The sequence below is a fragment of the Achromobacter sp. JUb104 genome (assembly GCF_024806975.1).
Taxonomy (GTDB): domain Bacteria; phylum Pseudomonadota; class Gammaproteobacteria; order Burkholderiales; family Burkholderiaceae_B; genus Achromobacter; species Achromobacter spanius.
Genome location: NZ_JANUEY010000002.1, coordinates 1,823,001 through 1,844,665 on the forward strand (window position 1 = coordinate 1,823,001; position 21,665 = coordinate 1,844,665).

Sequence of the window (21,665 nt, forward strand, 5' to 3'; positions counted from 1 at the left end):
GTTTTTCCTGCCGGTTTTTCCGCCGCGCGTTCCCGCTGTTTTTCCCGCGTTTTCTCTATCGTCCCCTTTTGCCCGCTTTGGGTTGCAAAACCGCAACCTGACGGCATCAGCGCGTTTCTCACCGAAAACACCCCGTCTTCCTCCGATTTCCCAACCTCCTGCGCGCGATATGCCGAGCGTTTGCCGTGGATGGGTGCGCGCAAGGCCGCATATCGCTTGCCTTGCATGAGCAAGGCATCAAGGTCGCATACTCATTCTCATTGGCTTGTCGCTTTCTTGTAGCGGTCCTAAAGCGGTTTACCAAATGCAGAGCAAGGCTAGGCGCGGCCCCGCGCCAGGTGGTAGTCTGCCGGGGTTGCGTACGCGCGGCATCGTGCGCTCCTTTGTCGCGATGCACTCGCGTCGCGCCTGACTGCAAGGAGTCCATTATGAAAGGCGACAAAACCGTCATCCAGTTCTTGAACAAGCAACTGACCAACGAACTGACGGCCATCAACCAATATTTCCTGCATGCCCGCATGCTGAACCACTGGGGCTTCGACAAGCTGGGCAAGCACGAGTACGAAGAATCCATTGGTGAGATGAAGCACGCGGATCGCCTGATCGCGCGCATCTTCATGCTGGACGGCCTGCCCAACCTGCAAGACCTGCACAAGCTGCTGATCGGTGAAGACGTGCCCGAGCTGCTGGCCTGTGACCTGAAGCTGGAGCAAGCGGCGCACACCACCGTCGTGGAAGCCATCGCCTATTGCGAATCGGTGCGTGACTACGTTTCGCGCGATCTGTTCCAGGACATCCTGGACGACACCGAAGAGCACATCGATTATCTGGAAACCCAGATTGAACTGATCGACAAGGTCGGTATCCAGAACTACCTGCAAAGCCAGATGTCCGTGCCCGAGTAATCGGTCCGACAGCCAGGCAATGAAATGGCGCCCCTCGGGGCGCCATTTTCATGTGCAGCGTAAAAAATACGGAGTTACTGCGGACGGGCCGGGCATTCCGCCATCGTGCCCCAGGCGCGGTTGGGCGCACAGTACTTGTTGCGGGCGTTCCAGGAGCACGAAGGGCGCTCGAAGAAGCCCTGCGTGGCGCACTGGGCCAACTCGCGCTTGAGCGCGTCCTGCCAGCCGGGAACACCGGGCGCGGGCGACGTGTTGGGCGGAGGAGGAGGCGCCTGGACCATTTGTGATGTGCCGTAGCCGCCGGCCTGCATTTGGCCACCATTGATGGCGGTGGAGGTGCCAGGCACTTGCAGATCCATCGTGGTGACGTCCGACGAGCCGGACGGCAGCGGCACTTCCGAGGCCGCCGCGATTTCGCGGGCCTGCTCAGGCGTGATGCGTTCGCGCGAGAGCTTCACGGAGGGATCGCTGACGGTGTCGAATAGCGACACCGTATTGACCTGCCATTCCCGGTCAGCGGGCTTGTCCGGCACGCCTAGCGTGCCGTCGATGCGGGGCTGCGGGGGTTGCGCCACATAAGGGCGTCCGTTGGCGTCCAGCACAGGCTGCTGCGAAGCCGCCGCGTCCTGTCCAGGAGCCGGTGCAGCGGGCGGCGCGTGTGCTACCAGCCAGTCACCCAGTTGAATACCGCCCCAGGCCGACGCGCCAAGCGCGATCAGGAGCGTTGCGAATAATAAGCGCCAAGACATTGCTACCCTCATCTGCCGTGCGGAGCCCGAACGGGCCTACGCCTTGTCCCCGAAAACTTTGCCTCCATGCTCGCGCATGGCATGGAATTTAACCTCGGGATACAGATCCTCGGCTACGCGCAACTGCGCATGGGAACTGATCAAAAACGCCGCCGCATCGACAACATCATAGGCGATATGGGCGGCATTGGCATCCATGAACTTGCGCAGCGCCTTCGGGTTTTCAGACGTAATCCAACGTGCCATTGTGTAGCGCGAAGGCAGCATCCGAGCGTCCGCGCCGTACTCGGTTTTCAGGCGGTGGGCGACCACTTCAAACTGCAATTGGCCGATGGCGCCCAGCAGCAACGAGCCGCCGGCGGCCTCGGGGCGGAACACCTGAATGGCGCCCTCTTCGCCCAGTTGGGTCAGGCCGGTGCGCAGTTGCTTGGTGCGTAGCGGATCCTTCACTTCGACCGCCTGGAACAGTTCAGGCGCGAAGAACGGCAGGCCGGTGAACTGCAGCGTTTCGCCTTCGGTCAGCACGTCGCCCAGTTGCAGCACGCCGTGGTTCGGAATGCCGATCACGTCGCCGGCATAGGCCTCGTCCAGCAGCTCGCGCCGTTGCGACAGGAAAGACACCACGTTATTGGGCCGCATTTCCTTGTTGGTGCGGGCCACCTTCAAGCGCATGCCGCGTTCAAAGCGGCCCGAGCTGACGCGCACGAATGCAACGCGGTCGCGGTGGGCCGGGTCCATGTTGGCTTGCACCTTGAACACCACGCCGGTGAACTTGGGTTCCTCCGGCAGCACTTCGCGTTGCAGCGCCATGCGCGGGCCGGGGGGCGGCGCGTGGTCGACCAGCGCGTCCAGCACTTCCTGCACGCCGAAGTTATTGATGGCGGACCCGAAGAACACCGGGGTCTGCTTGCCGGCCAGGAACTGGTCGCGGTCGAACGGGGGCGCGGCTTCGTTGATGAGTTCGATCTCGCCGCTGGCCTGGTCGAACGCCGAGCCGTAACGGCGGGCGATTTCGGGGTTGGTCAGCCCTTCGATGACGTCGTCATTGTCCGAGCGGCGTTCCTGCCCGGGGCGGAACACGCGCATGCGGTCGCGGCGGATGTCGAACACGCCGCCAAACGCCTTGCCCATGCCGACCGGCCACGAGAACGGCACGGCGTCCATGCCCAGGTGGCCTTCGATTTCCGACAGCAGTTCCAGCGGCTCGCGCACTTCGCGGTCCATCTTGTTGATGAACGTGATGATGGGCGTGTTGCGCGCGCGGCAAACCTGCAGCAGGCGGATCGTCTGCGGTTCCACGCCATTGGCGGCGTCGATCACCATCAGCGCGGCGTCCACCGCCGTCAGCACCCGGTAGGTATCTTCCGAGAAGTCCTGGTGGCCCGGGGTGTCGAGCAGGTTGATGACGCAGTCGCGGTATTCCATCTGCATGACCGACGAGGCCACGGAAATGCCGCGTTGCTTTTCGATTTCCATCCAGTCGGACGAGGCATGGCGCGAGGCTTTGCGCGCCTTTACGCTACCGGCGATCTGGATCGCGCCTGCGAACAGCAACAGCTTTTCGGTCAGCGTGGTCTTACCCGCGTCGGGGTGGGAAATGATCGCGAACGTTCGGCGCCGCGCAACTTCTTGAGGGATATTCATGGTCGGGGAGATTGTACTTAACGCCGCTTTTGGAGCCGGCGCGGTACGGCATCGTGCATGAAAAAGCCTTGGGGCACGCGCTGTCGCCAGCGAGCACCGCAAGGCCCGAAAATTCAGGAATGGCGGCGGAACGACGCCAGGAATACACCAGCCAGAATGAACAGCGACCCAAAGGTGCGGTTCATCCAGCGGATGTGCTTGGCGTCGCGCAGCAGGCGCAGCACGCGCGCCGCCAACAACGTGTAGACACCCATGGCGACCAGGTCGGTGAAGGCCAGCGTACCGGCCAGCGCCATGTATTGCGGCGTCAGCGCCAACGCGGGGTCCACGAACTGCGGCACCACGGCCAAGAGGAACACCGTGCCCTTCGGGTTCATGGTGTTGATCAGGAAGCCGCGCATGACGAGCTCACGGATCGAGGCCTGCTTGGGGTCGCCTGCATCCACCGCAACGGGCGCGGCGTCGGTACGAATCTGACGCACGCCCAGGTAGATCAAATACGCCACGCCCAGATACTTGACCACATTGAAGGCCATTTCGGACGTCGCCAGCACCGCGCCCAAGCCCACGGCCACGACGACGAACTGGAACAGGATGCCCAGGATGAGGCCGGCCGTGTTCCAGTAGCCGCGTGCAAAGCCGTATTTCAATCCAGAGGACATCGCGGAAATCGCGCCCGCCCCGGGTGAGAACGAAATGGCCCAGGAGGCCAGGAAGAACGTCAACCAGGTGGATAAGGGCATGATGGCGCGGGTCCTTGGATCGCAGGAAAGAGGTGCCGGGATATTACTCGCTTGGCTTTACTTGCCCAGCAAGGCCGCGCGCGGACGACCCGAACCGCCATTGCCCGCCGGACGCGGGGCGCCTTCGGCGCGGCGCGGGGCCTGCTGCGGACGGCTTTCGCCGCGACCGGCGTGAGCCGGACGGTCAGCGGGCTTGCTGTCGCGCTGGCCACCATTGCCACGACCTTCGCCGCCGGCGCGAGCCGGTGCGGGGGCGCGGCCACCGGTGGATGCGCGAGCCTGGCCCTGGGCCGGACGCGAACGACCGGCGCCAGCGTTGCCGCCGCGGCCGGCGTTACCGCCATTGCCGCCACGACCGCCGTTGCGATTGCCGCCGCGCGGGCTGCGCGCGTCTTCATCGCGTTCCTGGCGTTCGAAGGCGGCGGCGCTGGTGGGCGAGGGGGTCCAGCCTTCGACCGGCTTGCGCTCGATCGTCTTCTTGATCAGGCGTTCGATGTCTTTCAGCAGCTTGATTTCGCTGTTGTCGACCAGCGAGACGGCAGCGCCCGTGGCGCCGGCGCGGCCGGTACGGCCGATACGGTGCACATAGTCTTCCGGCACGTTAGGCAGTTCGAAGTTCACCACCTGGGGAAGTTGGTCGATGTCCAGGCCACGGGCGGCGATGTCGGTCGCCACCAGCACCGTCACGGTGCTGTCCTTGAAGCCGGCCAGCGCGCGGGTGCGGGCCGATTGGCTCTTGTTGCCGTGGATGGCGGCGGCGGTCAGGCCGTCCTTGACCAGCTTTTCAGCCAGGCGGTTGGCGCCGTGCTTGGTGCGCGTGAACACCAGCACCTGATGCCAGCCGCTTTCACGGATGATGTGGCTGATCAGGTCGCGCTTGTGATGCTGTTCCACCATGTGCACCGTCTGGGTGACCAGTTCGGTGGCGGTGTTGCGCGGGGTGACCGAGACTTCGCCCGGGTTGTTCAGCACGCCACGCGCCAGCGTGCGGATTTCGTCCGAGAACGTGGCCGAGAACAGCAGGTTCTGGCGTTGCTTGGGCAACAGGGCAAGAATCTTGCGGATGTCGCGGATGAAGCCCATGTCCAGCATGCGGTCGGCTTCGTCCAGCACCAGGATTTCGACGCCGGACAAGTCCACCGTCTTCTGGCCGCAATGGTCGAGCAAACGGCCCGGCGTTGCCACCAGGATGTCCAGCGGCTTGCGCAGCGCGGAGATCTGGGGGTTGATATTGACGCCGCCAAACATCACCATGGACGTCAGCGAGGTGTATTTGCCGTAGGTTTGTACCGATTCGGCCACCTGCGCGGTCAGTTCGCGCGTCGGGGTCAGAATCAGGCAACGGGGGCGGCCGGGCTTGCGGGCTTCCGGCTTTTGCTGCATCAGCAAATGCAGGATGGGCAGCGTGAAACCGGCGGTCTTGCCGGTGCCGGTTTGCGCGGCGGCGAGCAAATCGCCACCTTTCAAAACTTGGGGAATCGCCTGGGCTTGAATAGGCGTGGGTGCGGTGTAGCCGGTATCGGCAATGGCGCGCAACAGGGAATCAGCCAGCCCGAGGTCGGCGAAAGGGGAAGAGGTAGTCAAAACAACTCCAGCGGCAGCCCGTCGCTCAAGTTGAGAGACTCCAATCCAGGCGGACGAATAAGGAGAAAAGGGAAGCGCCCTGATGGGCGAAGCTTGGCAGCGAAGGGCCATAGCGGACGTGTGCAGATTGGCAAAGCACACTCGGCGATTGTAGCTGATGTGGCGGTGCAGCAGCGGATTGCTTTACCGGTGCTGTATTGCGAAGTAACAAATTGCAGCGTATCAGAACGAAATACGTGTTTTCCCTAGGGCGCACTCCCTATAATCGCTGCGCATCTATCCATTCAAAGAAATAAAGGGTCGCTATGAAGAAATCGGCATTAGTGGGCGTCGTGGTTGTTCTGGGCGCGGTGTGGACCGGCACGGCCTGGTACACGGGCCAAAAGGCCGAGGCGTTCGTCAACCAGTCCATCGGCGACGCCAACGTTGAACTGAAGAAGTTCAGCGACCAGTGGGGCATTGCTTCCAGCGTGGAATTGATGTCTTTCGAGCGCGGCGTGTTTTCGTCCACCGCGCGCTATCGCGTCAAGTTCACCCTGCCGGCCGCCGAGGGCAAGCCCGCCGAAGAGCGCGACGTGGTGTTCGTCGAGCATTTGTCGCATGGCCCGCTGCCGATGTCGAACCTGAAGTCGGGTTCGTTCGCGCCGGCCATGGTGGCCAGCGACTTCGTGCTGGAAGAGACCCCCACCGTCAAGGAATGGTTTGCCGCCACCAAGGGCGCGGCGCCGCTGTCCGGCCACTACAGCGTCAGCTACGGCAAGGACATCACCGGCAAGTTCAACATGGCGCCCGCCGATGTCGCGAAGGACGGCACCAGCCTGTCGTTTTCGGGCATGACGGGTAACTTCGACTACACGATCGACACCAAGCACGGCATCTTCGACTTGAAGACCGACAAGCTGGTGCTGGCCGGCCAGAGCGAAAACAGCGACGTGGTCAACATGACCATGCAAGGCATTGCGCTGACCAGCGACATGACGCCGGCGTCCAACGACATGTACGTGGGCAACCAGAAGCTGACGCTGAAGGACTGGACGATCACGTCCAAGGAAAAGCCGCCCGTCCAGTTCAAGGACACGTCGATTGCCGTCGACATGACCGAAGCCGGTTCGGCCATGGGCGCGAAGATGGCTCTGGACTTTGGCATGATCAACGTGCAGGCCAAGGATGTGGCCGGCATGAAGCTGGGCATTGACGTGCAGAAGCTGGACTCCAAGGCGTTCAAGGCACTGAACGACGTCTACGAAGCCGCCTCGCGCCGCATGATGCAAAGCAACGGCGAAGAGCAACTGCCTGAGTTCACGCCGGAAGAGCAGCAGGTCATCAAGGCCAATGTTGAACAGATCCTGGCGGGCAACCCCACGCTGGCCGTGTCGCCGCTGGAAGTGCGTACCGCCAACGGCACGTCCACGTTCAACCTGAATCTGGACTTCGCCAAGCCCGCGTCCATGGACGGTGAAATCGCCGATACCCTGACGCAAGCCGTGCGCAAGCTGGACGCCAAGCTGGTGCTGTCCAAGGGCAACCTGGGCGACCTGATGGCTGTTGAACCGCAGATGCGTGGCGTGCCGGCCGAACAAGCCGCGCAAACCGCCAAGGGCCAAGCCGAAATGGTCGCCACCATGGCCACCGCGATGGGCATGGCCAAGGTCGAGAACGACAACATCGTCACCTACCTGAACTACGCCGACGGCCAGGTCGACTTCAACGGCAAGAAGATGCCGGTTGAACAGTTCCTGATGATGGTCATGAGCGGCGCGATGGGTGGTGCGCGTTAAGCGTGTTGTGACCCCACGGCGCCGATAAACATCGGCGCCGTCGCATGAAGACTGCTGCGCCGTAAAGGCGTGGCAGTTTTTTTTTGTGAATGCCCAGGCAAGCAAAATAAGAAAAATCTCGGAATCGGTATGAGCCGGACATGTGGGGTCACGTTCATTCATGCCCGGCGGGTGCCTTGCCCCGTGTTGCTGCCCATACTGTGACTTCTGGTCATCGGGTGTGGGCATGGGGTAGGGGCATCATGAAGCAATCAGTATTCGCGGGCGTGCTGGGTCTGTCCCTGGCGCTGGCTCTGGGCGTGGGCGTCACTGGCGCAGCCTGGTACACGGGGAAGCGGGCGGAAAGCCATCTGGACCAGACGCTTGGCCAGATCAACGGCGTATTGCAGGCACTGCGTGAATGGGACGGTGACGCCGTGCCTGTCATCGACCTGATGGAGTCGAAGCGCAGCGTATTCTCGACCACGCGGCGGTACCGATTGACGTTGATATCCCCCAAGGGCGTGACGGGGGCCGCGCCGCAAGAGATTCGGTTTATCGAGACCCTGGATCATGGCCCGTTTCCCCTGCAACGCCTGAAAGCAGGCAACTATGCGCCAACGATGGTCGCGGGCCGCCTCCAGTTGGAAGACACCGCGACCGTCAAGGATTGGTTTGCCCAGACCGATGGCAGGGTTCCGGTGGCGGGCGAATACACCATCGATTACAGCCAGCAGTACTCCGCCCGCGTCGACGTCCGGGCGATGGCGTTGCAACACGGCGCGACCCACTTGCGCGTCTGGAACATGACGGGCCAGGTTGCTTACTCCGCTGACCGGCAGCGCGGCGTTGTGCAGTGGCAGGCGGACAAGTTGTCCGTGTTGTCGCAAGGCAATCGTCATGCCGGCATTGAGCTCGTGGCGCCAAGCTGGCGTTACGAGCTGAGCCGCACGCCCGATGGCGCGCGTGTCACCCAACAAAAACTGGCGTTCCAAACAGGCACGCTCGCCGCGCGCAACCGGCCCTTCTGGATATTGGAAGACACATCATTGGCCTTCGGCACGACGCAAGCGGGCAGGCTCTGGGGGGCCGAGGGGGGTGTTGATATCGGTGCGTTCAGGGGTTGGGGCAAGGGCTTTGGTACGGACCTTGAGCACACCAGCCTGCAATTGGCCGTCGCCATGAAGAACTGGGATCTGAATGCCGCCCGCGCGCTGGTTGGTACCTCGGCGGCTTTGGCTAACCGTGATTACCCGACGGAATATGGCGCCGACGCGCAGCAGTTGATGGCGTCGATGGCGCTGCATTTGCAGCAGTTTCTTGTCGGCGAGCCCACCCTGGCGTCATCGCTGACGGTGCGCACCGCGTCAGGCCGATCGGCGATGAAGCTGGACCTTGGCCTGACCGCGCCCGACCCCACGCAATCACCGCTTCAGTCCCCCTTGCATGGCATGTTGAAAAAGCTGGACTTCAACATGGCGCTGTCCAAGCAGTTGCTGCGCGACGTGATCGTCATGCGGCAAGGTCCGCCCGGCGTTGCCGTTGCGCGCGCCGCCCAAAAGATGGCCGCCGCGCGGCAGGCCGAAGCCATTGCGGCAGCGCTGGCGGATAGAGGCTTGGCCAGCATCGACGGCGACGCCCTGCGGGCCCGGGTGCGCATCGCTGACCATGGCCTGGTGGAATCCAACGGCGCCTTCATGCCGTTCGACACGTTCCTGGGCCATGTCAGCGGCATGATGCGTCGTCTGGATTGAGCCTAGCCTTCCACCACGTCCAGCCCGTCGCGCGACATGGATTGCAGGCGCGGCATCAAGCCAAGCAGGTGCTGGCTGTACGGATGTTGCGGACGCTCGAACAGGCTTTCGGTTTCAGCTACCTCGAGCAGTTCGCCGTAGCGCATCACGCCGACGCGGTCGCACATCTGGCGTATCACCGGCAGGTCGTGGCTGATGAACAGCATGGTCAGGCCCAGCTCTTCTTGCAGGTCTTTCAGCAGGTTCAGGATCTGCGCCTGAATCGATACGTCCAGTGCCGACGTGGGTTCGTCGCAGATCAAGAAGCGCGGCCGGGTGGCCAGCGCGCGGGCGATGCAGATGCGTTGGCGTTGGCCGCCTGAAAATTCATGTGGAAAGCGTTCGGCCGCGCGGTCGCCCAGGCCCACCACATCAAGCAGGTTGGCGACGATACGGCGCGCTTCGGCCTCGGATGCCGCCAGCTTATGAAAGCGAATCGGTTCGGCAATGATGTCCAGCACGCGCATGCGCGGGTTCAGCGACGAGAACGGATCCTGGAAAATCATCTGGATCTGCCGGCGGAACGGATTCAGCTGCTTTTCGCCTTTCAGCGCGGTCAGGTCCGTGCCGCCGAATGTCACCGAGCCTTCCGACGGGGTGTACAGGCCGGATATCAGCCGCGCCACCGTGGACTTGCCTGAGCCGGATTCACCCACCAGCCCAAACACTTCGCCCTCGCCTATGGAAAAGTTGACGCGCTTGACCGCGTCCAGCGTGCGCTGGTTGCGCTTGAACAGCGCGCTCTTCAACACGAAGCGCATGGACAGATCACGCACCTGCACCAGCGGGCCATTCGTCTGCGCGCCGAAGTCGCGCCGTTGCCCCAGCCAGTGCGTGGCCAGGTCCAGCGGTTGTGACGGCGTCTTGACGTCTTCGATGTAGGTGACCAGCGGAAAGCGCTTGAGCTTGATGTCCGGACGCGGCACGGCCGAGATCAGGCTGCGCGTGTAGGGATGGTCGGGGTCGCCCAGGATCTTGGCGGTGGGGCCTTGCTCAACAAGCTTGCCGCGATACAGCACCGCCACGCGGTCGGTCACGTCCGCAATCACGCCCATGTCGTGCGTGATGATGATCATGCCCACCTGCTCTTCGCGGCACAGCTTCTTCAGCAGTTCCAGAATCTGCGCCTGAATGGAGACGTCCAGCGCGGTGGTGGGTTCGTCGGCAATGATGACTTCGGGCTCGCAGCACAGCGCCAACGCAATCACCACGCGCTGCCGCATGCCGCCCGAGAACTGGTGGGGGTATTGCTTCACGCGCAGTTCCGGCTGGTCGATGCCCACTTGCACCAGCAATTGCACCGCGCGCGTCTTGGCCTCGGCGTGTGTCAGATTCAGGTGGACCTGCATGGTTTCCACCAACTGGCTTTCCACCGTTTGCAGCGGGTCCAGCGAGGTCAGCGGATCCTGGAAGATCATGCCGATGCGGCGCCCGCGCACCTTGCGCTTTTGCGCGGGCGTCAGCGTGTCGATGCGTTCGCCGTTCAGCAGCACCGAGCCGCCCGCCAAGCGCCCGGGCGCTTCCAGCAAGCCGATCACCGCATTGCCGATGGTGGACTTGCCGGCGCCGGACTCGCCCACCACTCCCAGGATCTCGCCCTTTTCCAGGGCCAGCGATACGCCGTCCACCGCCACCAGCGTGCCGCGGCGGCTGGGGAATTCGATGCGGATGTCTTCTATGTTCAACAGGGCCATGACGTCCTCAGCGCAGCTTGGGGTTGAGCGCGTCGCGCAGCCAGTCGCCCAGCAGGTTGACCGATAGCACCAGCGCCACCAGTGCAACGCCAGGGAAAATCGAAATCCACCACATGCCCGAGAACAGATAGCTGTTGCCGATGCGGATCAGCGTGCCCAGCGACGGCGCGGTCGGCGGCACGCCCACGCCCAGGAACGACAGCGTGGCCTCGGTGATGATGGCAATCGCCAGGTGGATGGTGGCGATGACCAGTACCGGCCCCATGACGTTGGGCAGGATGTGGCGGCGCAGGATGGTGATCGGGCCAATGCCGATCAGCCTTGCCGCCTGCACGTATTCCTTGTTGCGCTCGACCAGCGTAGAGCCGCGCACGGTGCGCGCGTACTGCACCCAGCCGGAAATGCCGATGGCGAAGATCAGCACATACAGCGCCAGTTGATCGTGCATGTCGCGTGGCAACAGGCCGCGCGCCACGCCGTCGATCAGCAGCGCCACCAGGATGGCGGGAAACGACAGTTGCACGTCCGCGATACGCATGATGAAGCTGTCGATGCGGCCGCCGGCGTAGCCGCTGATGAGGCCCAGCGTGACGCCCAGCACCATCGAGAACAACACCGACGCGAAGCCCACCAGCAAGGACACGCGCGAGCCATACAGCACGGCGGAAAGTATGTCGCGGCCCTGGTCGTCGGTGCCCAGCAGGAAGTCGGGGCTGCCGCCCTCTTCCCAGGCGGGCGGCGTGTTGGCGTCCATGATGCTCAAGGAAGCCAGGTCGAAGGGGTTGTGCGGCGCGATGATGGGCGCGAACAAGGCGCCCAGCAGAATGGCCAGCGTCACGATGGCGGCGATGATGGCGCCGGGCGACCGCTTGAAGCTGTGCCAGATGTCGCTGTCGGCCGCGCGGGCAAACATGGGAGCGATGCGAGCAATCATGTTGATTCCTTTACTTGCTCTGCACGCGCAGACGCGGGTCCACGGCGAAGTACAGCAGGTCCACGACCAGGTTGATGACCACGAACATGAAGGCGATCAGCACCAGGTAGGCCGCCATGACGGGGATGTCGACCATGCTGATCGCCTGGATGAACAAGAGGCCCATGCCGGGCCACTGGAACACGGTTTCGGTGATGATGGCGAACGCGATGATGGAACCCAGTTGCAGGCCCGTGATGGTGATGACGGGCACCATCGTGTTCTTCAGCGCGTGGCGGAAATTGATCAGCCTTTCCGGCAGGCCGCGGGCGCGCGCGAACTTGATGAAGTCGGCGCGCAGCACTTCCAGCATCTCGGCGCGCACCAGGCGCATGATCAAGGTCATCTGGAATAGCGCCAGCGTGATAGCGGGCATGATGAGCGCCAGCCATCCGGATTTGGTCAGGAACCCGGTGGTCCACCATCCCAGGCTGACGACGTCGCCGCGCCCGAAGCTGGGCAGCCATCGAAGCTGCACGCCAAACACCAGGATAAGCAGGATGCCGATCAGGAAGGTGGGCAGCGAAATGCCGGCCAGGGACAGCGCCATGAAGGCCTTGGACACCACGCCGTGACGCCGCAGTGCCGTGTAGATGCCCATGGGAATGCCCAGCGCCAGGGCCATCACGGCGGATACGAACGACAGTTCAAGCGTGGCGGGCATGCGTTCTTCAAGCAGCTCGCTGACGGGCCGGCGCTGCCGGTACGAGATACCGAAGTCGCCCTGCACCGCGTTGCCGACGAAGCGCGCGAACTGCACCACGAAGGGGTCGTCCAGGCCGAGCCGCACGCGCAATTCCGCGCGTTGTTCAGGCGTGGTGTCCTGGCCGACCATGCTGGCGATGGGGTCGCCTACGTAGCGGAACATGGAGAACGCGATCAGCGCCACCGTCAACATCACCAGCACCGACTGGATAAGCCGTTGCGCAATAAAAGAAAGCATTATCAGTTGCCCTCGTTTGCAGATAACGCCGGGCCGCGCTTGCCATGAAAAGCCGAAAAGCGGGGCTGGGCCGGGCGCGCCCGGATGGCTTGCGCCATCCGGGGCTCAGGTCGTCAAAGGATTACGACAAGAGGGCTTACGGCAACACCACGTCGCGCAGATCAAGCACGTCGTCGGCGCGCTGGATGACCTTGATGTTGTCCTTCACGCCCCAGGACATCGGCTGCTGGTGCAGCGGCAGGTAGCCGAAGTCGGTGCGCACGATCTCGAAGGCTTCCTTGATCATGGCGTTGCGCTTGGTCTGATCGGTTTCAACGCCGATCTTGTTGGTGAGGTCGTCCACCTTCTTGTTGCAGTAGCCGCCCAGGTTGAACTGGCCGGCGGCGGTCTTCGCGTCGCGGCAGGCGGCAAGGTTCAGCAGTACGTTGTGCGCGTCGGTGGAGCTGGGCGTCCAACCCAGCATGTACATGCTGGTCTGGTTGCCCGCTTGCAGCAGGATCTTGCCGAAGTACTTGGACTTGGTTTGCGCCAGCAGGTTGATCTTGATGCCCACGCGCGCCAGCATGCCGGCGACCGCCTGGCAGATCTTTTCGTCGTTGACGTAGCGGTCGTTCGGGCAGTCCATGGTGACGGTGAAGCCCTTCGGGTAGCCCGCTTCGGCCAGAAGCTTCTTGGCGCGTTCGGTGTCGGGCTTGAACGGCGCGCCGTAGGAGTCCGAGTAGCCGTTGATGGCGGTGGCCACCAGCGAGCCCAGCGGCTTGGCCGCGCCGCGCATGATCTTTTCGTTGATGGCCTTGGTGTCCACGGCCAGCACGACGGCTTCGCGCACCTTCGCGTCCTTGAACGGGTTTTTGCCCTTTACATCCGAGAACAGCAGTTCGTCGCGGCTCTGGTCCATGCCGATGAAGATCGTGCGGGCTTCAGGGGCGGTCAGCGGCCGGACGCCCTTGGCGTCTTCCAGGCGCTTCCAGTCTTGCACCGGCACGGGTTGCACCAGGTCCATTTCACCGGAGATCAAGGCGGCCACGCGCGTGGCTTCCTGCGTGATCGGCTGGAAGATGACTTCGTCGACGTTGGTCTTGATGTTCTTGTTCCAGTAGCCGTCGTAGCGCTTGAGCACCGTCTTCACATCCGGCTGGCGCGACACCAGCATGAAGGGGCCGGTGCCGTTGGCGTTCAGGTTGGCGTAATTACCCTGGTTGTCGCCCTTGACGTTGGTGGCTTCGGTGGTCTTGTTCTTCTCTGCCCACGTCTTGCTCATGATGTACAGGAACACCCATTCGCGCGGCAGGATGGGGTTGGGCGTGGGGGTCGTGACTTCGATGGTGAAGTCGTCGATCTTCTTGATGTCGGAAGCCTTGGCGCCATAGCCCTTCATGTCGGAGCCGGGGGTCAGGCTGCGCTTCCAGGAGAAGATGACGTCATCGGCGGTGAAGGGCGAGCCGTCGTGGAACTTGACCCCTTTGCGCAGCTTGAACACCCACTTGTTGGGCTCGGGGTTTTCCCAGCTTTCGGCCAGAAGCGGCGTCAATTTCAGTTCGCCGTCATAGCCGGCCAGTGTTTCGTAGATATTGCCCTGGAAGCCCAGCGTGAACGTTTCGTTCAAGGCCATCGGGTCCATGGACGTGGCGTCGCCTTGATACGCCCAGTGGAAGGTCTTGGCGGCCGCGCCGGCGCTGAACGCCAGCGAGGCGGCAATGGTTGCCGCCAGCGCAGCTTGCTTTAGGTGGGGAAAAGTACGCATAGCCCTCATGCTCCGTGTAGTGCGCGGATCGCGCGACAGAAGTGACAGAGCCCCGGCCCCGACGGGGTCCAGGGCATGGCGTTGCTGCTTACTGCGAAAGACGGCGCGGGGTCGAGCGGCGCGTGGCGCGAACTGCGCACAGGCCGTGGAGGGCGATGCCGGGTATCACTGCGGGTATCACTGCGGAAGACTTCGACTTCACGATAGACCCAACCCCTTTTGATTGTCATGACCGGGACGGGCCCGCGCCAATGCAGATCGAATCTTATAGACGCATTCGTTTAAGCGTCAATCGGTTTGGATTGGGGATAGTCCGTGCTTGCCGTCTGCCTTGAATGGTGCAGGTTGGTGGCCATTCAGGTGGCGTCGGCGGGGCCGGCGGCAAGGGAGCGCGCCAGGTCTTGAACGATACGTTTGCGGCGGTCGCTGTCTTCATGGTGCTTGCCCAATGCTGACCATTCCGGGCGGCTGCGTGCTTCTTTCAGCGCGTCGGGCAAAGGCCCTTTTTTCCAGGCCTCGTCATCGGGCGGGGCAAGCTTCAAGGGTTCACGCGCGGCGTGGCCGCGGCGTTCCAGCGCGTCGATCAATTGGCGTTGGCGCAAGGCCAGCAAGCGCAGCACGGCGTCGTCGACACTGATCTCGCGCCAGCCGCGCAGCTTGCCCGCGACACGCTTGCCCAGCTTTTCCACGCCCTGCCACAAGCCGCCCGCCGCCGCGCCGATCAGCATGCCCGTGCCCAGGCTCAGGCCCGCGCTAAGCAGGTCCACCGCCGCGCCGGCCATGGCGCCGGCGGCGGCGCCCATGCCCACTTGCACGCCCATGTCCTTGAGCGCCTGCGGATGGAAGAGGTCCATGCCCCAGCGTTCACCTTGCAGCGGCAGCGCGTCGTCGCTGAAGTCGGACGCGCGGAAGTTGTAGAGCGCCAGCAAGGCGTTCACGCAGGCCTGTTCGCGCTGCCGCACGTGGTCGCGCAACTGGTTGGACGCAGCGGCCAGCGCGCTGTCATCGTTGGGGCTGGTGAGATGCAGCGCCGCCACGTCGATAAGCAGATCGGCCAGCAGTTCGTAGGCGGCGGCGTGGCGTTCGCGGCGTTGCGCGGACAGGCTGTCGGCCAGGCGCGCCAGGGCGCCGGCGTGGCGGTCCAGCAGCACGCCCAGCTTGGCGTAGAGCTGCTGCTCGCCATCCAGCGGGGGCGCCACGGTGTCGAATTCCACCACGGCGTGCAGGCCCAGCCGCGCCATGGCGCCGCGCCATTCGTCGGCGCGGTGCGCGGGTGCGTTCACGAAATTCAACACGGGCAGCAGGGGGCGGCCGCAGGCGGCAAGAATGGCGAGTTCGTCGCGGTGCTTGCCCAGAACGGGGTCGCGCGCGTCGATTACGTACAGCGCCGCGTCGCACTCCAGCATTTTTGCCAGCACGCGGGCTTCTTGTTCGAAGCGGCCATGCGCTTCGGGCGTATCCAGAAAGCGGCGGATGCGCGCGGGGCCGTCCAGCCGCTCGTCCGTGGCGCCCAGCCGTTCCAGGTATTCCAGCAGCGCGATGCTGTCTTCCATGCCCGGCGTGTCGAACCATTCCAGCACCGCGCGCCCGTCCAGGCGCAGGCGCGCGCCTTCCACGTGGCGCGTGGTGCCGGGGCTGTCGGCAACCTCGCCAAAGCGGGTGTCGCGCGTCAAGGTGCGCAACAGCGAGGTCTTGCCGGTATTGGTGTGGCCGACCAGGGCGATCTTGATGATGTCCTCAGCCATGGCCGGCCTCCAGCCACGTGAGCGGCAGCGTGGGCGTTTGCAGGATGGCGTCGGCCGGCAAGCCCAGCGCCAGCAAGCGTTCGCGCCACAGCGCGGCGCGCGTGGCCGCGCCGTCATCGGGGGAAGCGATCAGCCAGACGCCGGTGTGGCCCGCGTGGGCGGAGAGTTCAGCGATCAGCGACAAGGTGCCGCGGTCTGGCGTTTGGCGCGCGTCGCAGGCGATCAGCAGGCGCGACGCCGCGGCTTGGGCCAAGGCGTCCAGCACGCGGTTGCGTTCTTCGCGCGTGTCCAGGTTGCCGGCCATTTGCACGCTGGCGGGCAGGCCGGCGGGTGGCCAGGCCAGGTCGGCGGGCAGTTCCAGCCCCAGCAGCACGGGCTGACCCGCCAGGCCGGACAGGGGCGCGGACTGCATGCGGGGCTGATGCAGCGCGTCTACCGGGCGGTCGATGCCGGTGGATTGCGCGGGCGGCTCCAGGCGGTCGCGCAGCGGCGAGAAGCCGGCAAGCGTGGGGTCGATGCGCAAGCGGCGCAACGCCCGCAGCGTGGCGCCGACGCACAAGGCCCCGGCCAGCAGGCGCGGCAAGATGCCGTAGACCACCAGCACGCCGATCAGCCACCACGACCATCGCACCTGTGCGTTGGCCGCCACCGTCTGCGCGCCGTCGCTGGCCCGGATGACGTCGGCATCCGGCATCGGAAAGCCCAGATGCGCGGGCAGCCAGCCGATGGCCTGGGTCAGCCAGACAAAGGTGTCGGGCGCCAGCAGCGTGGTGGCCCAGACGAAGCGGTAACTGGCGGTGGACAAGGCCACCAGCAAGGCCGCCAGCGCGGCGCACAGCGCGGTCAGCCACAGCAGATGGCTGACCGCGCCAAACAGCCAGCGCAAGGCGCCCGCGCGGGCCAGCAGGTTCAGAAAGGCTTGCGGCACCAGCGCGCTGTCGGGCCCGCGCGCCAGCTTGCGGGTGGCCCAGAGCCACAGCCGCCCCAGTCCGGTCGCGGCGGAGGGCTTGAACAGAAAGCTGGCCAGCCACAGCAGAAAGGTCAGCGCGTGTAGACCCAGCAAGGCGCCTAGCGCCCACAGCACGTTCACGGGTCGGGAGCCGTCGCCCAGCGCGCCCAGGGCCACGGCAATGCCGGACATCAGGGCCAGCACGAACAGCGCCGCCAGCATGGCCTGGGCGCTGCGGCGCCAGCCGTCCACTAGCGGGGAAAGGTTTTCGCGTTGCGCCAGCAAGTCGGCGCGGGCCAGGATGCGCGACGGCAGATCGGTGTCAAGCTGGCGCACGCGCCGGACCGCGTCTGCGTCGTCCATCGGGCCCCAATGCGTTTCACGCAGGCGGATGAGTTCGGCCAGCCAATGCGCGCGCAAGGGGCGTGGGGTGGCGGGGCCAGGCGGGGGATCAAAAGCGCGAGAGGTCGAGGGCGGCATCGCGTCGGTAGGCAGCGCGGTCGGACCGCGGCGTGAGGCCGCAAAGGGCGATGCGCCATTGTAGACCGGGCGGATTCGGCAACGGGGGCGGAACGCGTGCTGACAGCGGGCTACACATCGGACCCGACAGCGAACCGAGGCGTGGCCGAGATCAGTGCTGGCGGCGCGCGGCGCGGTATTGGCCGGGGGTAAGACCGACGGCCTCGCGGAACACGCGCGACAAGTGGCTGGCGTTGCCGAAGCCGCTGGCCTGCGCGATGCCGGCCAGGTCGCCCTTGCCGGCCGCCAGCAGCCCGCGCGCATGCGCCAGGCGCCGTGCGCGTACCCAGGCGTGCGGCGGCTCGCCGAACGAGGTGTGGAACATGCGGGCGAAATGGTAGGTGGACAGGGCCGCCACGCCCGCCAGTTGGTCCAGCGTCAAGGGCTCGTGCAGGTGCGCGTCCACATAGTCCATGACGCGTCGGCGAACGGCGGGCGCCAGGCCCCCGCGCGCGGGTTGCGGCGTCTTGCGCGCCACGCCCTGTTGCAGCAAATGATGCAGCACGGTTTCGGCGGCGCTGCTGGCGGCCAGGCGGTCGGCGGGTTGCGCCCAATCGGTGCCCAACAGTTGCCGGCACACGTCGATCAGCGACGGGTCCTGGATGTAGGTGCGGTCCCGCAGTTCCAGCGCGCGGGGCTCGCAGTCCAGGCGCATGACGGCTTCGCGGGCCAGCCGCTCGGGGGCGATGTACAGGTGCAGGAAGTGCACGGTGTCGTTCATGCACCAGCGCGAATAGTGTTCGGCCGGCAGCACGCAGAATTTTCCGGCGCCGCCATGCAGCGTGTCGCGGCCGACGCGAAACGACTTGTCGCCGCCGTGCAGATAGAGCGACAGCGTGTGATGGCCGGGCGTGTCGTAGCCCAGCGTTTCGTGCGCGCTGCGCCGCCATTGCGAGATGGCCATGCCTTCGCCCAAGGGCGACGCGCGTTCCAGCGTGGCGGTGGAACGCGACAAAGTGCGAAAGACGGAGAAGTCGGCCGGGGCCGAAGCAACGGTGCCCATAGTGGCGAAATGCTAAGCGATCTTGCGCGCGCCGCGCCGCCTGGTCGCGCAAAAACAGCAAGATCCGGCAATCGCCTTGAAAGGGGCCGGCGCACACTGGCGTTCCGGCGGGCGGCCTAGCCACGGCGGCTTCATGTCCCCGTCATGTCCCCTTTTTTGCGCATCGCATCGTGAACCTGTTTCTGTATTTCCTGACTGTCGTCATCTGGGGCACCACCTGGATCGCCATCAAGCTGCAACTGGGCGTGGTGGCCATTCCCGTGTCGATCTTTTATCGCTTTGCGCTGGCGGGCCTGGTTTTGTTCGCCGTGCTGCGCTTGACCCGCAAGCTGCAGACGCTGGACCGGCGCGGGCATTGGCTTTGTGTTGGCCAGGGGCTATGTCTTTTTTGCTTGAATTTCCTGTGCTTCTACACGGCCACCCAATGGATCCCCAGCGGTCTGGTGTCGGTGGTGTTTTCGGCCGCCACGCTGTGGAACGCGCTGAATGCCCGCCTGTGGTTCGGCACCCGGATCGCACCCCGCGTGATGGTGGCGGGGGCGGTCGGTTTTTCGGGTCTGGTGCTGTTGTTCTGGCCCGAGCTTGCCAGCCAGCAGGCCAGCCATGAAACCTTGCTGGGACTGGGCTTTGCCCTGCTGGGCACGTTCTGCTTTTCCACCGGCAACATGCTGTCGTCCTTGCAGCAGCGCGCGGGTGTGCGGCCTCTGACCGGCAATGCCTACAGCATGCTCTACGGCGCGGCGATCCTGCTGGCGGGCTGCCTGGTGGCCGGCCTGCCGTTTCAGTTCGACACGTCGACACCGTATGTCGGCGCCCTGCTGTATCTGGCCATTCCCGGGTCGGTGATTGCGTTCACGGCGTATTTGACGCTGGTCGGGCGCATGGGGCCGGCGCGCGCCGCCTACTGCACGGTGCTGTTCCCGGTGGTGGCGCTGGGCGTGTCGACGGTGGCCGAGGGCTACCAGTGGACGCCGCCCGCGCTGGTGGGCCTGGTGCTGGTGATGGGCGGCAACCTGCTGGTGTTTTCCAAGTGGTCGCCGTTTGTGCGGCGGGTGGCGGGATAGATTGATCTCGGACTCAAGGCGAGGCCAGAGTTTCGAGTTCCGAGTTCCGAGTTCAGCCCGGCGCTGATCGCGCCAACTGCCCCAACGCATCCAGCAGGCGGTCGATCTCGTCGCGGCTGGTCAGGGGGCTGACCGACACGCGCGCAATCTGCGACAGGCCGCGCGCTTCCATGTCCAGCGGCGTGTAGGGCACGCCATTGCTGCCGATGGTGATACCGTCCGCCGCCAGCGCGCGCTGCACGTCGGCGGCGTTCCAGCCTTCCAGATTGAATGCGATCAGGCTGGATTTTTCACGGCCCTGGTCCAGCACGGTAACGCCGGGAATGGCCGCGAGCTCGGCGCGCAGCGTTTGGGCGGTGGCGTCCAGCGTGGCGCGGATGGCATCCACCCCAAGTTCCAGCGCCTCTTGCAAGGCATGGGCCAAGCCACAGCGCAGCGCCATCGAGGCTTCGGCCGGCTCCAACCGCGCGGCGTCCGCTCGCAGCATGGGCCGGCCGTCCATGCCCAGGGGGGCGGAGTGGGTGTCGACGAAGGCGGGCGTCAACTGATCCAGGAAGCCGCGCCGCACATACAGCAGGCCGGTGCCGCGCGGGCCGCGCAGGGCCTTGCGGCCCACGCTGCTGAGCACGTCGCAGCCGATGTCGGCCACATCAATCGGCAACTGGCCAAGCGCTTGCGCCGCATCCACAAAATAGGGAATGCCGGCTTTGCGCGCGACGCGGCCGATGGCGGCGGCCGGGTTGATCAGGCCGCCGTTGGCCGGTAGCCATGTCAGCGTGATCAGCCGCACGCGCTCGTCCAGCATGGCGGCCAGTGCGTCGGCGTCCACGCAACCGCTGGCGTCCGACGGAATGGTCTCCAGCACCGCGCCCGCGCGCTCGGCGCTAAAGCGCATGGTGGCCAGGTTGCCGCCCCATTCATGGCGCCCGACCAGGATGCGGTCGCCCGGCCGCCACGGCGCAAGCGCCGCGAAGGCCGCGCCCCAGCCGGCGGAATTGCCGCTGGTCAGGGCAATTTCTTCCGGCTGTGCATTCAGCAGTTGGGCGGCCAGCGTGCGGGCGCTTTCCGTCAACGCGCGCGAGGCCACGCCGGCTTCCATGGGGCCCTGGGTGGCTTCGCGATGCAGATGCGCCTGGATGGCTTGCACGGTGCCGGACGACGGCAGCGAGGAACCCGCGTGATTGAAGTGGACGCTGGTTTGCGTGCCCGGCGTCTGGGCGCGCAAGGCCTGGATGGCGGCGGGGCTGAGGGGGGCGGGACTCGGGGCGGCGGACATGGTGGCGGTTATGGGAGGCTCAGGCGGAGGTCAGGGCGATGACGGCTTCGATTTCCACCGCCACGCCTTGCGGCAAGGACGCCACGCCGACGGCGCTGCGCGCATGGCGGCCGGCATCGCCGAACACCTCCACCATCAGGTCGGAAGCACCGTTGGCGATGGCGCTCTGGCGATTGAAGTCGGGCGTGCTGGCCACAAAGACGCCCAGGCGCACCACGCGCGCCACGCGGTCCAGGCGGTCGCCGGTGGCGGCGGCAATTTGCGCCAGCAGGCCCAGCGCGGACAGGCGGGCCGCTTCAATGCCGTCGGCATCGGAAATCTGGTTGCCCAACTGGCCCAGGTACTGGGGTTTGCCGCCCTTGCGCGAGATCTGCCCCGAGATGGTGAGCAGGTTGCCTTCCAGCACAAAGGGCACGTAGTTTGCGGCGGGCGCGGCGGCCGCTTCCAGGGTGTAGCCCAGTTCGCTGACGCGGCCGGAAATCGTTTGAGTCATGGTGGATCACCTGTGAATAAGTTGAGGATGCATGCGGTGCGTGGGTCGCACGGCGAGTGCACGGAGGCAATTGTTGATGCTATCGGC

The 21,665-nt window shown here is 64.9% G+C and carries 17 protein-coding genes; 4 read left to right on the forward strand and 13 right to left on the reverse strand.

The window, feature by feature from the left end:
- Positions 1-428: 428 nt before the first annotated feature.
- Positions 429-905, forward strand: a complete 477-nt coding sequence (gene bfr, locus M2361_RS20180) for a bacterioferritin (protein ID WP_050448876.1) — start codon at positions 429-431, stop codon at positions 903-905.
- Between the two features lie 74 nt (positions 906-979).
- On the opposite strand, the gene M2361_RS20185 is transcribed toward bfr, so the two are convergent.
- The 4 genes from M2361_RS20185 to M2361_RS20200 all read right to left on the reverse strand — a co-directional run bounded on the left by M2361_RS20185 (position 980) and on the right by M2361_RS20200 (position 5,625).
- Positions 980-1,666 carry a hypothetical protein gene (locus tag M2361_RS20185; RefSeq protein ID WP_259251425.1) on the reverse strand — a complete coding sequence of 229 codons (687 nt, stop codon included), beginning with the start codon at positions 1,664-1,666 and terminating at the stop codon, positions 980-982.
- A 24-nt stretch (positions 1,667-1,690) separates the two neighbouring features.
- Positions 1,691-3,298 (reverse strand): peptide chain release factor 3, encoded by a 1,608-nt coding sequence (locus M2361_RS20190; protein WP_100853574.1) that lies wholly within the window; start codon positions 3,296-3,298, stop codon positions 1,691-1,693.
- A 113-nt stretch (positions 3,299-3,411) separates the two neighbouring features.
- A complete protein-coding gene (locus tag M2361_RS20195) occupies positions 3,412-4,041 on the reverse strand; it encodes a LysE family translocator (protein WP_259251428.1) in 630 nt (209 codons plus the stop codon).
- Positions 4,042-4,098: 57 nt separating this feature from the next.
- The gene (locus tag M2361_RS20200) at positions 4,099-5,625 is read right to left on the reverse strand and encodes a DEAD/DEAH box helicase (protein ID WP_259251429.1); all 1,527 of its coding nucleotides are present in this window, start codon (positions 5,623-5,625) and stop codon (positions 4,099-4,101) included.
- A 305-nt stretch (positions 5,626-5,930) separates the two neighbouring features.
- On the opposite strand from M2361_RS20200, the gene M2361_RS20205 reads away from it, so the two are divergent.
- Together M2361_RS20205 and M2361_RS20210 are read left to right on the forward strand one after the other, a co-directional pair.
- Positions 5,931-7,403, forward strand: a complete 1,473-nt coding sequence (locus tag M2361_RS20205; protein ID WP_259251431.1) for a YdgA family protein — start codon at positions 5,931-5,933, stop codon at positions 7,401-7,403.
- A gap of 242 nt (positions 7,404-7,645) precedes the next feature.
- The gene (locus M2361_RS20210) at positions 7,646-9,136 is read left to right on the forward strand and encodes a YdgA family protein (protein WP_259251432.1); all 1,491 of its coding nucleotides are present in this window, start codon (positions 7,646-7,648) and stop codon (positions 9,134-9,136) included.
- 2 nt (positions 9,137-9,138) lie between these two features.
- Here the strand turns inward: M2361_RS20210 and M2361_RS20215 are convergent, their stop codons facing one another.
- From M2361_RS20215 to M2361_RS20245, 7 genes are all read right to left on the reverse strand, one after another.
- Positions 9,139-10,869, reverse strand: coding sequence for an ABC transporter ATP-binding protein (locus tag M2361_RS20215; protein WP_259251433.1), 1,731 nt, complete (start codon positions 10,867-10,869; stop codon positions 9,139-9,141).
- Positions 10,870-10,876: 7 nt separating this feature from the next.
- Entirely contained in the window at positions 10,877-11,803 is a 927-nt protein-coding gene (locus M2361_RS20220) for an ABC transporter permease (protein ID WP_259251434.1), read from the reverse strand.
- 10 nt (positions 11,804-11,813) lie between these two features.
- Positions 11,814-12,785: an ABC transporter permease gene (locus M2361_RS20225; protein ID WP_100853568.1), complete on the reverse strand. Its 972-nt coding sequence runs from the start codon at positions 12,783-12,785 to the stop codon at positions 11,814-11,816.
- Between the two features lie 136 nt (positions 12,786-12,921).
- Positions 12,922-14,529 (reverse strand): ABC transporter substrate-binding protein, encoded by a 1,608-nt coding sequence (locus M2361_RS20230; protein ID WP_259251435.1) that lies wholly within the window; start codon positions 14,527-14,529, stop codon positions 12,922-12,924.
- Positions 14,530-14,885: 356 nt separating this feature from the next.
- Entirely contained in the window at positions 14,886-16,274 is a 1,389-nt protein-coding gene (locus M2361_RS20235; protein WP_259251436.1) for a GTPase/DUF3482 domain-containing protein, read from the reverse strand.
- Positions 16,267-17,703, reverse strand: a complete 1,437-nt coding sequence (locus M2361_RS20240; RefSeq protein ID WP_404976406.1) for a DUF2868 domain-containing protein — start codon at positions 17,701-17,703, stop codon at positions 16,267-16,269. The genes M2361_RS20235 and M2361_RS20240 overlap by 8 nt, the downstream gene beginning before the upstream one ends.
- 151 nt (positions 17,704-17,854) lie before the next feature.
- Complete coding sequence (locus tag M2361_RS20245; protein WP_259251437.1) at positions 17,855-18,745, reverse strand: helix-turn-helix domain-containing protein; 891 nt, start codon at positions 18,743-18,745, stop codon at positions 17,855-17,857.
- A gap of 170 nt (positions 18,746-18,915) precedes the next feature.
- On the opposite strand from M2361_RS20245, the gene M2361_RS20250 reads away from it, so the two are divergent.
- On the forward strand, positions 18,916-19,809 hold the full coding sequence (locus tag M2361_RS20250) for a DMT family transporter (RefSeq protein ID WP_259251439.1): 894 nt from the start codon (positions 18,916-18,918) through the stop codon (positions 19,807-19,809).
- Positions 19,810-19,861: 52 nt separating this feature from the next.
- Here the strand turns inward: M2361_RS20250 and M2361_RS20255 are convergent, their stop codons facing one another.
- Both M2361_RS20255 and M2361_RS20260 read right to left on the reverse strand, forming a co-directional pair.
- Positions 19,862-21,085 (reverse strand): aminotransferase class V-fold PLP-dependent enzyme, encoded by a 1,224-nt coding sequence (locus tag M2361_RS20255; protein ID WP_259251440.1) that lies wholly within the window; start codon positions 21,083-21,085, stop codon positions 19,862-19,864.
- Between the two features lie 19 nt (positions 21,086-21,104).
- Entirely contained in the window at positions 21,105-21,578 is a 474-nt protein-coding gene (locus tag M2361_RS20260) for a RidA family protein (RefSeq protein WP_259251441.1), read from the reverse strand.
- Positions 21,579-21,665 lie beyond the last annotated feature (87 nt).

Excerpts from the sequence above, each read along its gene's own strand:
- bfr (WP_050448876.1), top strand. The coding sequence starts at position 429 with ATGAAAGGCGACAAAACCGTCATCCAGTTCTTGAACAAGCAACTGACC.
- M2361_RS20235 (WP_259251436.1), bottom strand. The coding sequence starts at position 16,274 with ATGGCTGAGGACATCATCAAGATCGCCCTGGTCGGCCACACCAATACC.
- M2361_RS20240 (WP_404976406.1), bottom strand. The coding sequence starts at position 17,703 with ATGCCGCCCTCGACCTCTCGCGCTTTTGATCCCCCGCCTGGCCCCGCC.
- M2361_RS20205 (WP_259251431.1), top strand. The coding sequence starts at position 5,931 with ATGAAGAAATCGGCATTAGTGGGCGTCGTGGTTGTTCTGGGCGCGGTG.
- M2361_RS20255 (WP_259251440.1), bottom strand. The coding sequence starts at position 21,085 with ATGTCCGCCGCCCCGAGTCCCGCCCCCCTCAGCCCCGCCGCCATCCAG.
- M2361_RS20195 (WP_259251428.1), bottom strand. The coding sequence starts at position 4,041 with ATGCCCTTATCCACCTGGTTGACGTTCTTCCTGGCCTCCTGGGCCATT.
- M2361_RS20185 (WP_259251425.1), bottom strand. The coding sequence starts at position 1,666 with ATGAGGGTAGCAATGTCTTGGCGCTTATTATTCGCAACGCTCCTGATC.
- M2361_RS20220 (WP_259251434.1), bottom strand. The coding sequence starts at position 11,803 with ATGATTGCTCGCATCGCTCCCATGTTTGCCCGCGCGGCCGACAGCGAC.
- M2361_RS20245 (WP_259251437.1), bottom strand. The coding sequence starts at position 18,745 with ATGGGCACCGTTGCTTCGGCCCCGGCCGACTTCTCCGTCTTTCGCACT.
- M2361_RS20230 (WP_259251435.1), bottom strand. The coding sequence starts at position 14,529 with ATGCGTACTTTTCCCCACCTAAAGCAAGCTGCGCTGGCGGCAACCATT.
- M2361_RS20260 (WP_259251441.1), bottom strand. The coding sequence starts at position 21,578 with ATGACTCAAACGATTTCCGGCCGCGTCAGCGAACTGGGCTACACCCTG.
- M2361_RS20215 (WP_259251433.1), bottom strand. The coding sequence starts at position 10,869 with ATGGCCCTGTTGAACATAGAAGACATCCGCATCGAATTCCCCAGCCGC.
- M2361_RS20210 (WP_259251432.1), top strand. The coding sequence starts at position 7,646 with ATGAAGCAATCAGTATTCGCGGGCGTGCTGGGTCTGTCCCTGGCGCTG.
- M2361_RS20190 (WP_100853574.1), bottom strand. The coding sequence starts at position 3,298 with ATGAATATCCCTCAAGAAGTTGCGCGGCGCCGAACGTTCGCGATCATT.
- M2361_RS20225 (WP_100853568.1), bottom strand. The coding sequence starts at position 12,785 with ATGCTTTCTTTTATTGCGCAACGGCTTATCCAGTCGGTGCTGGTGATG.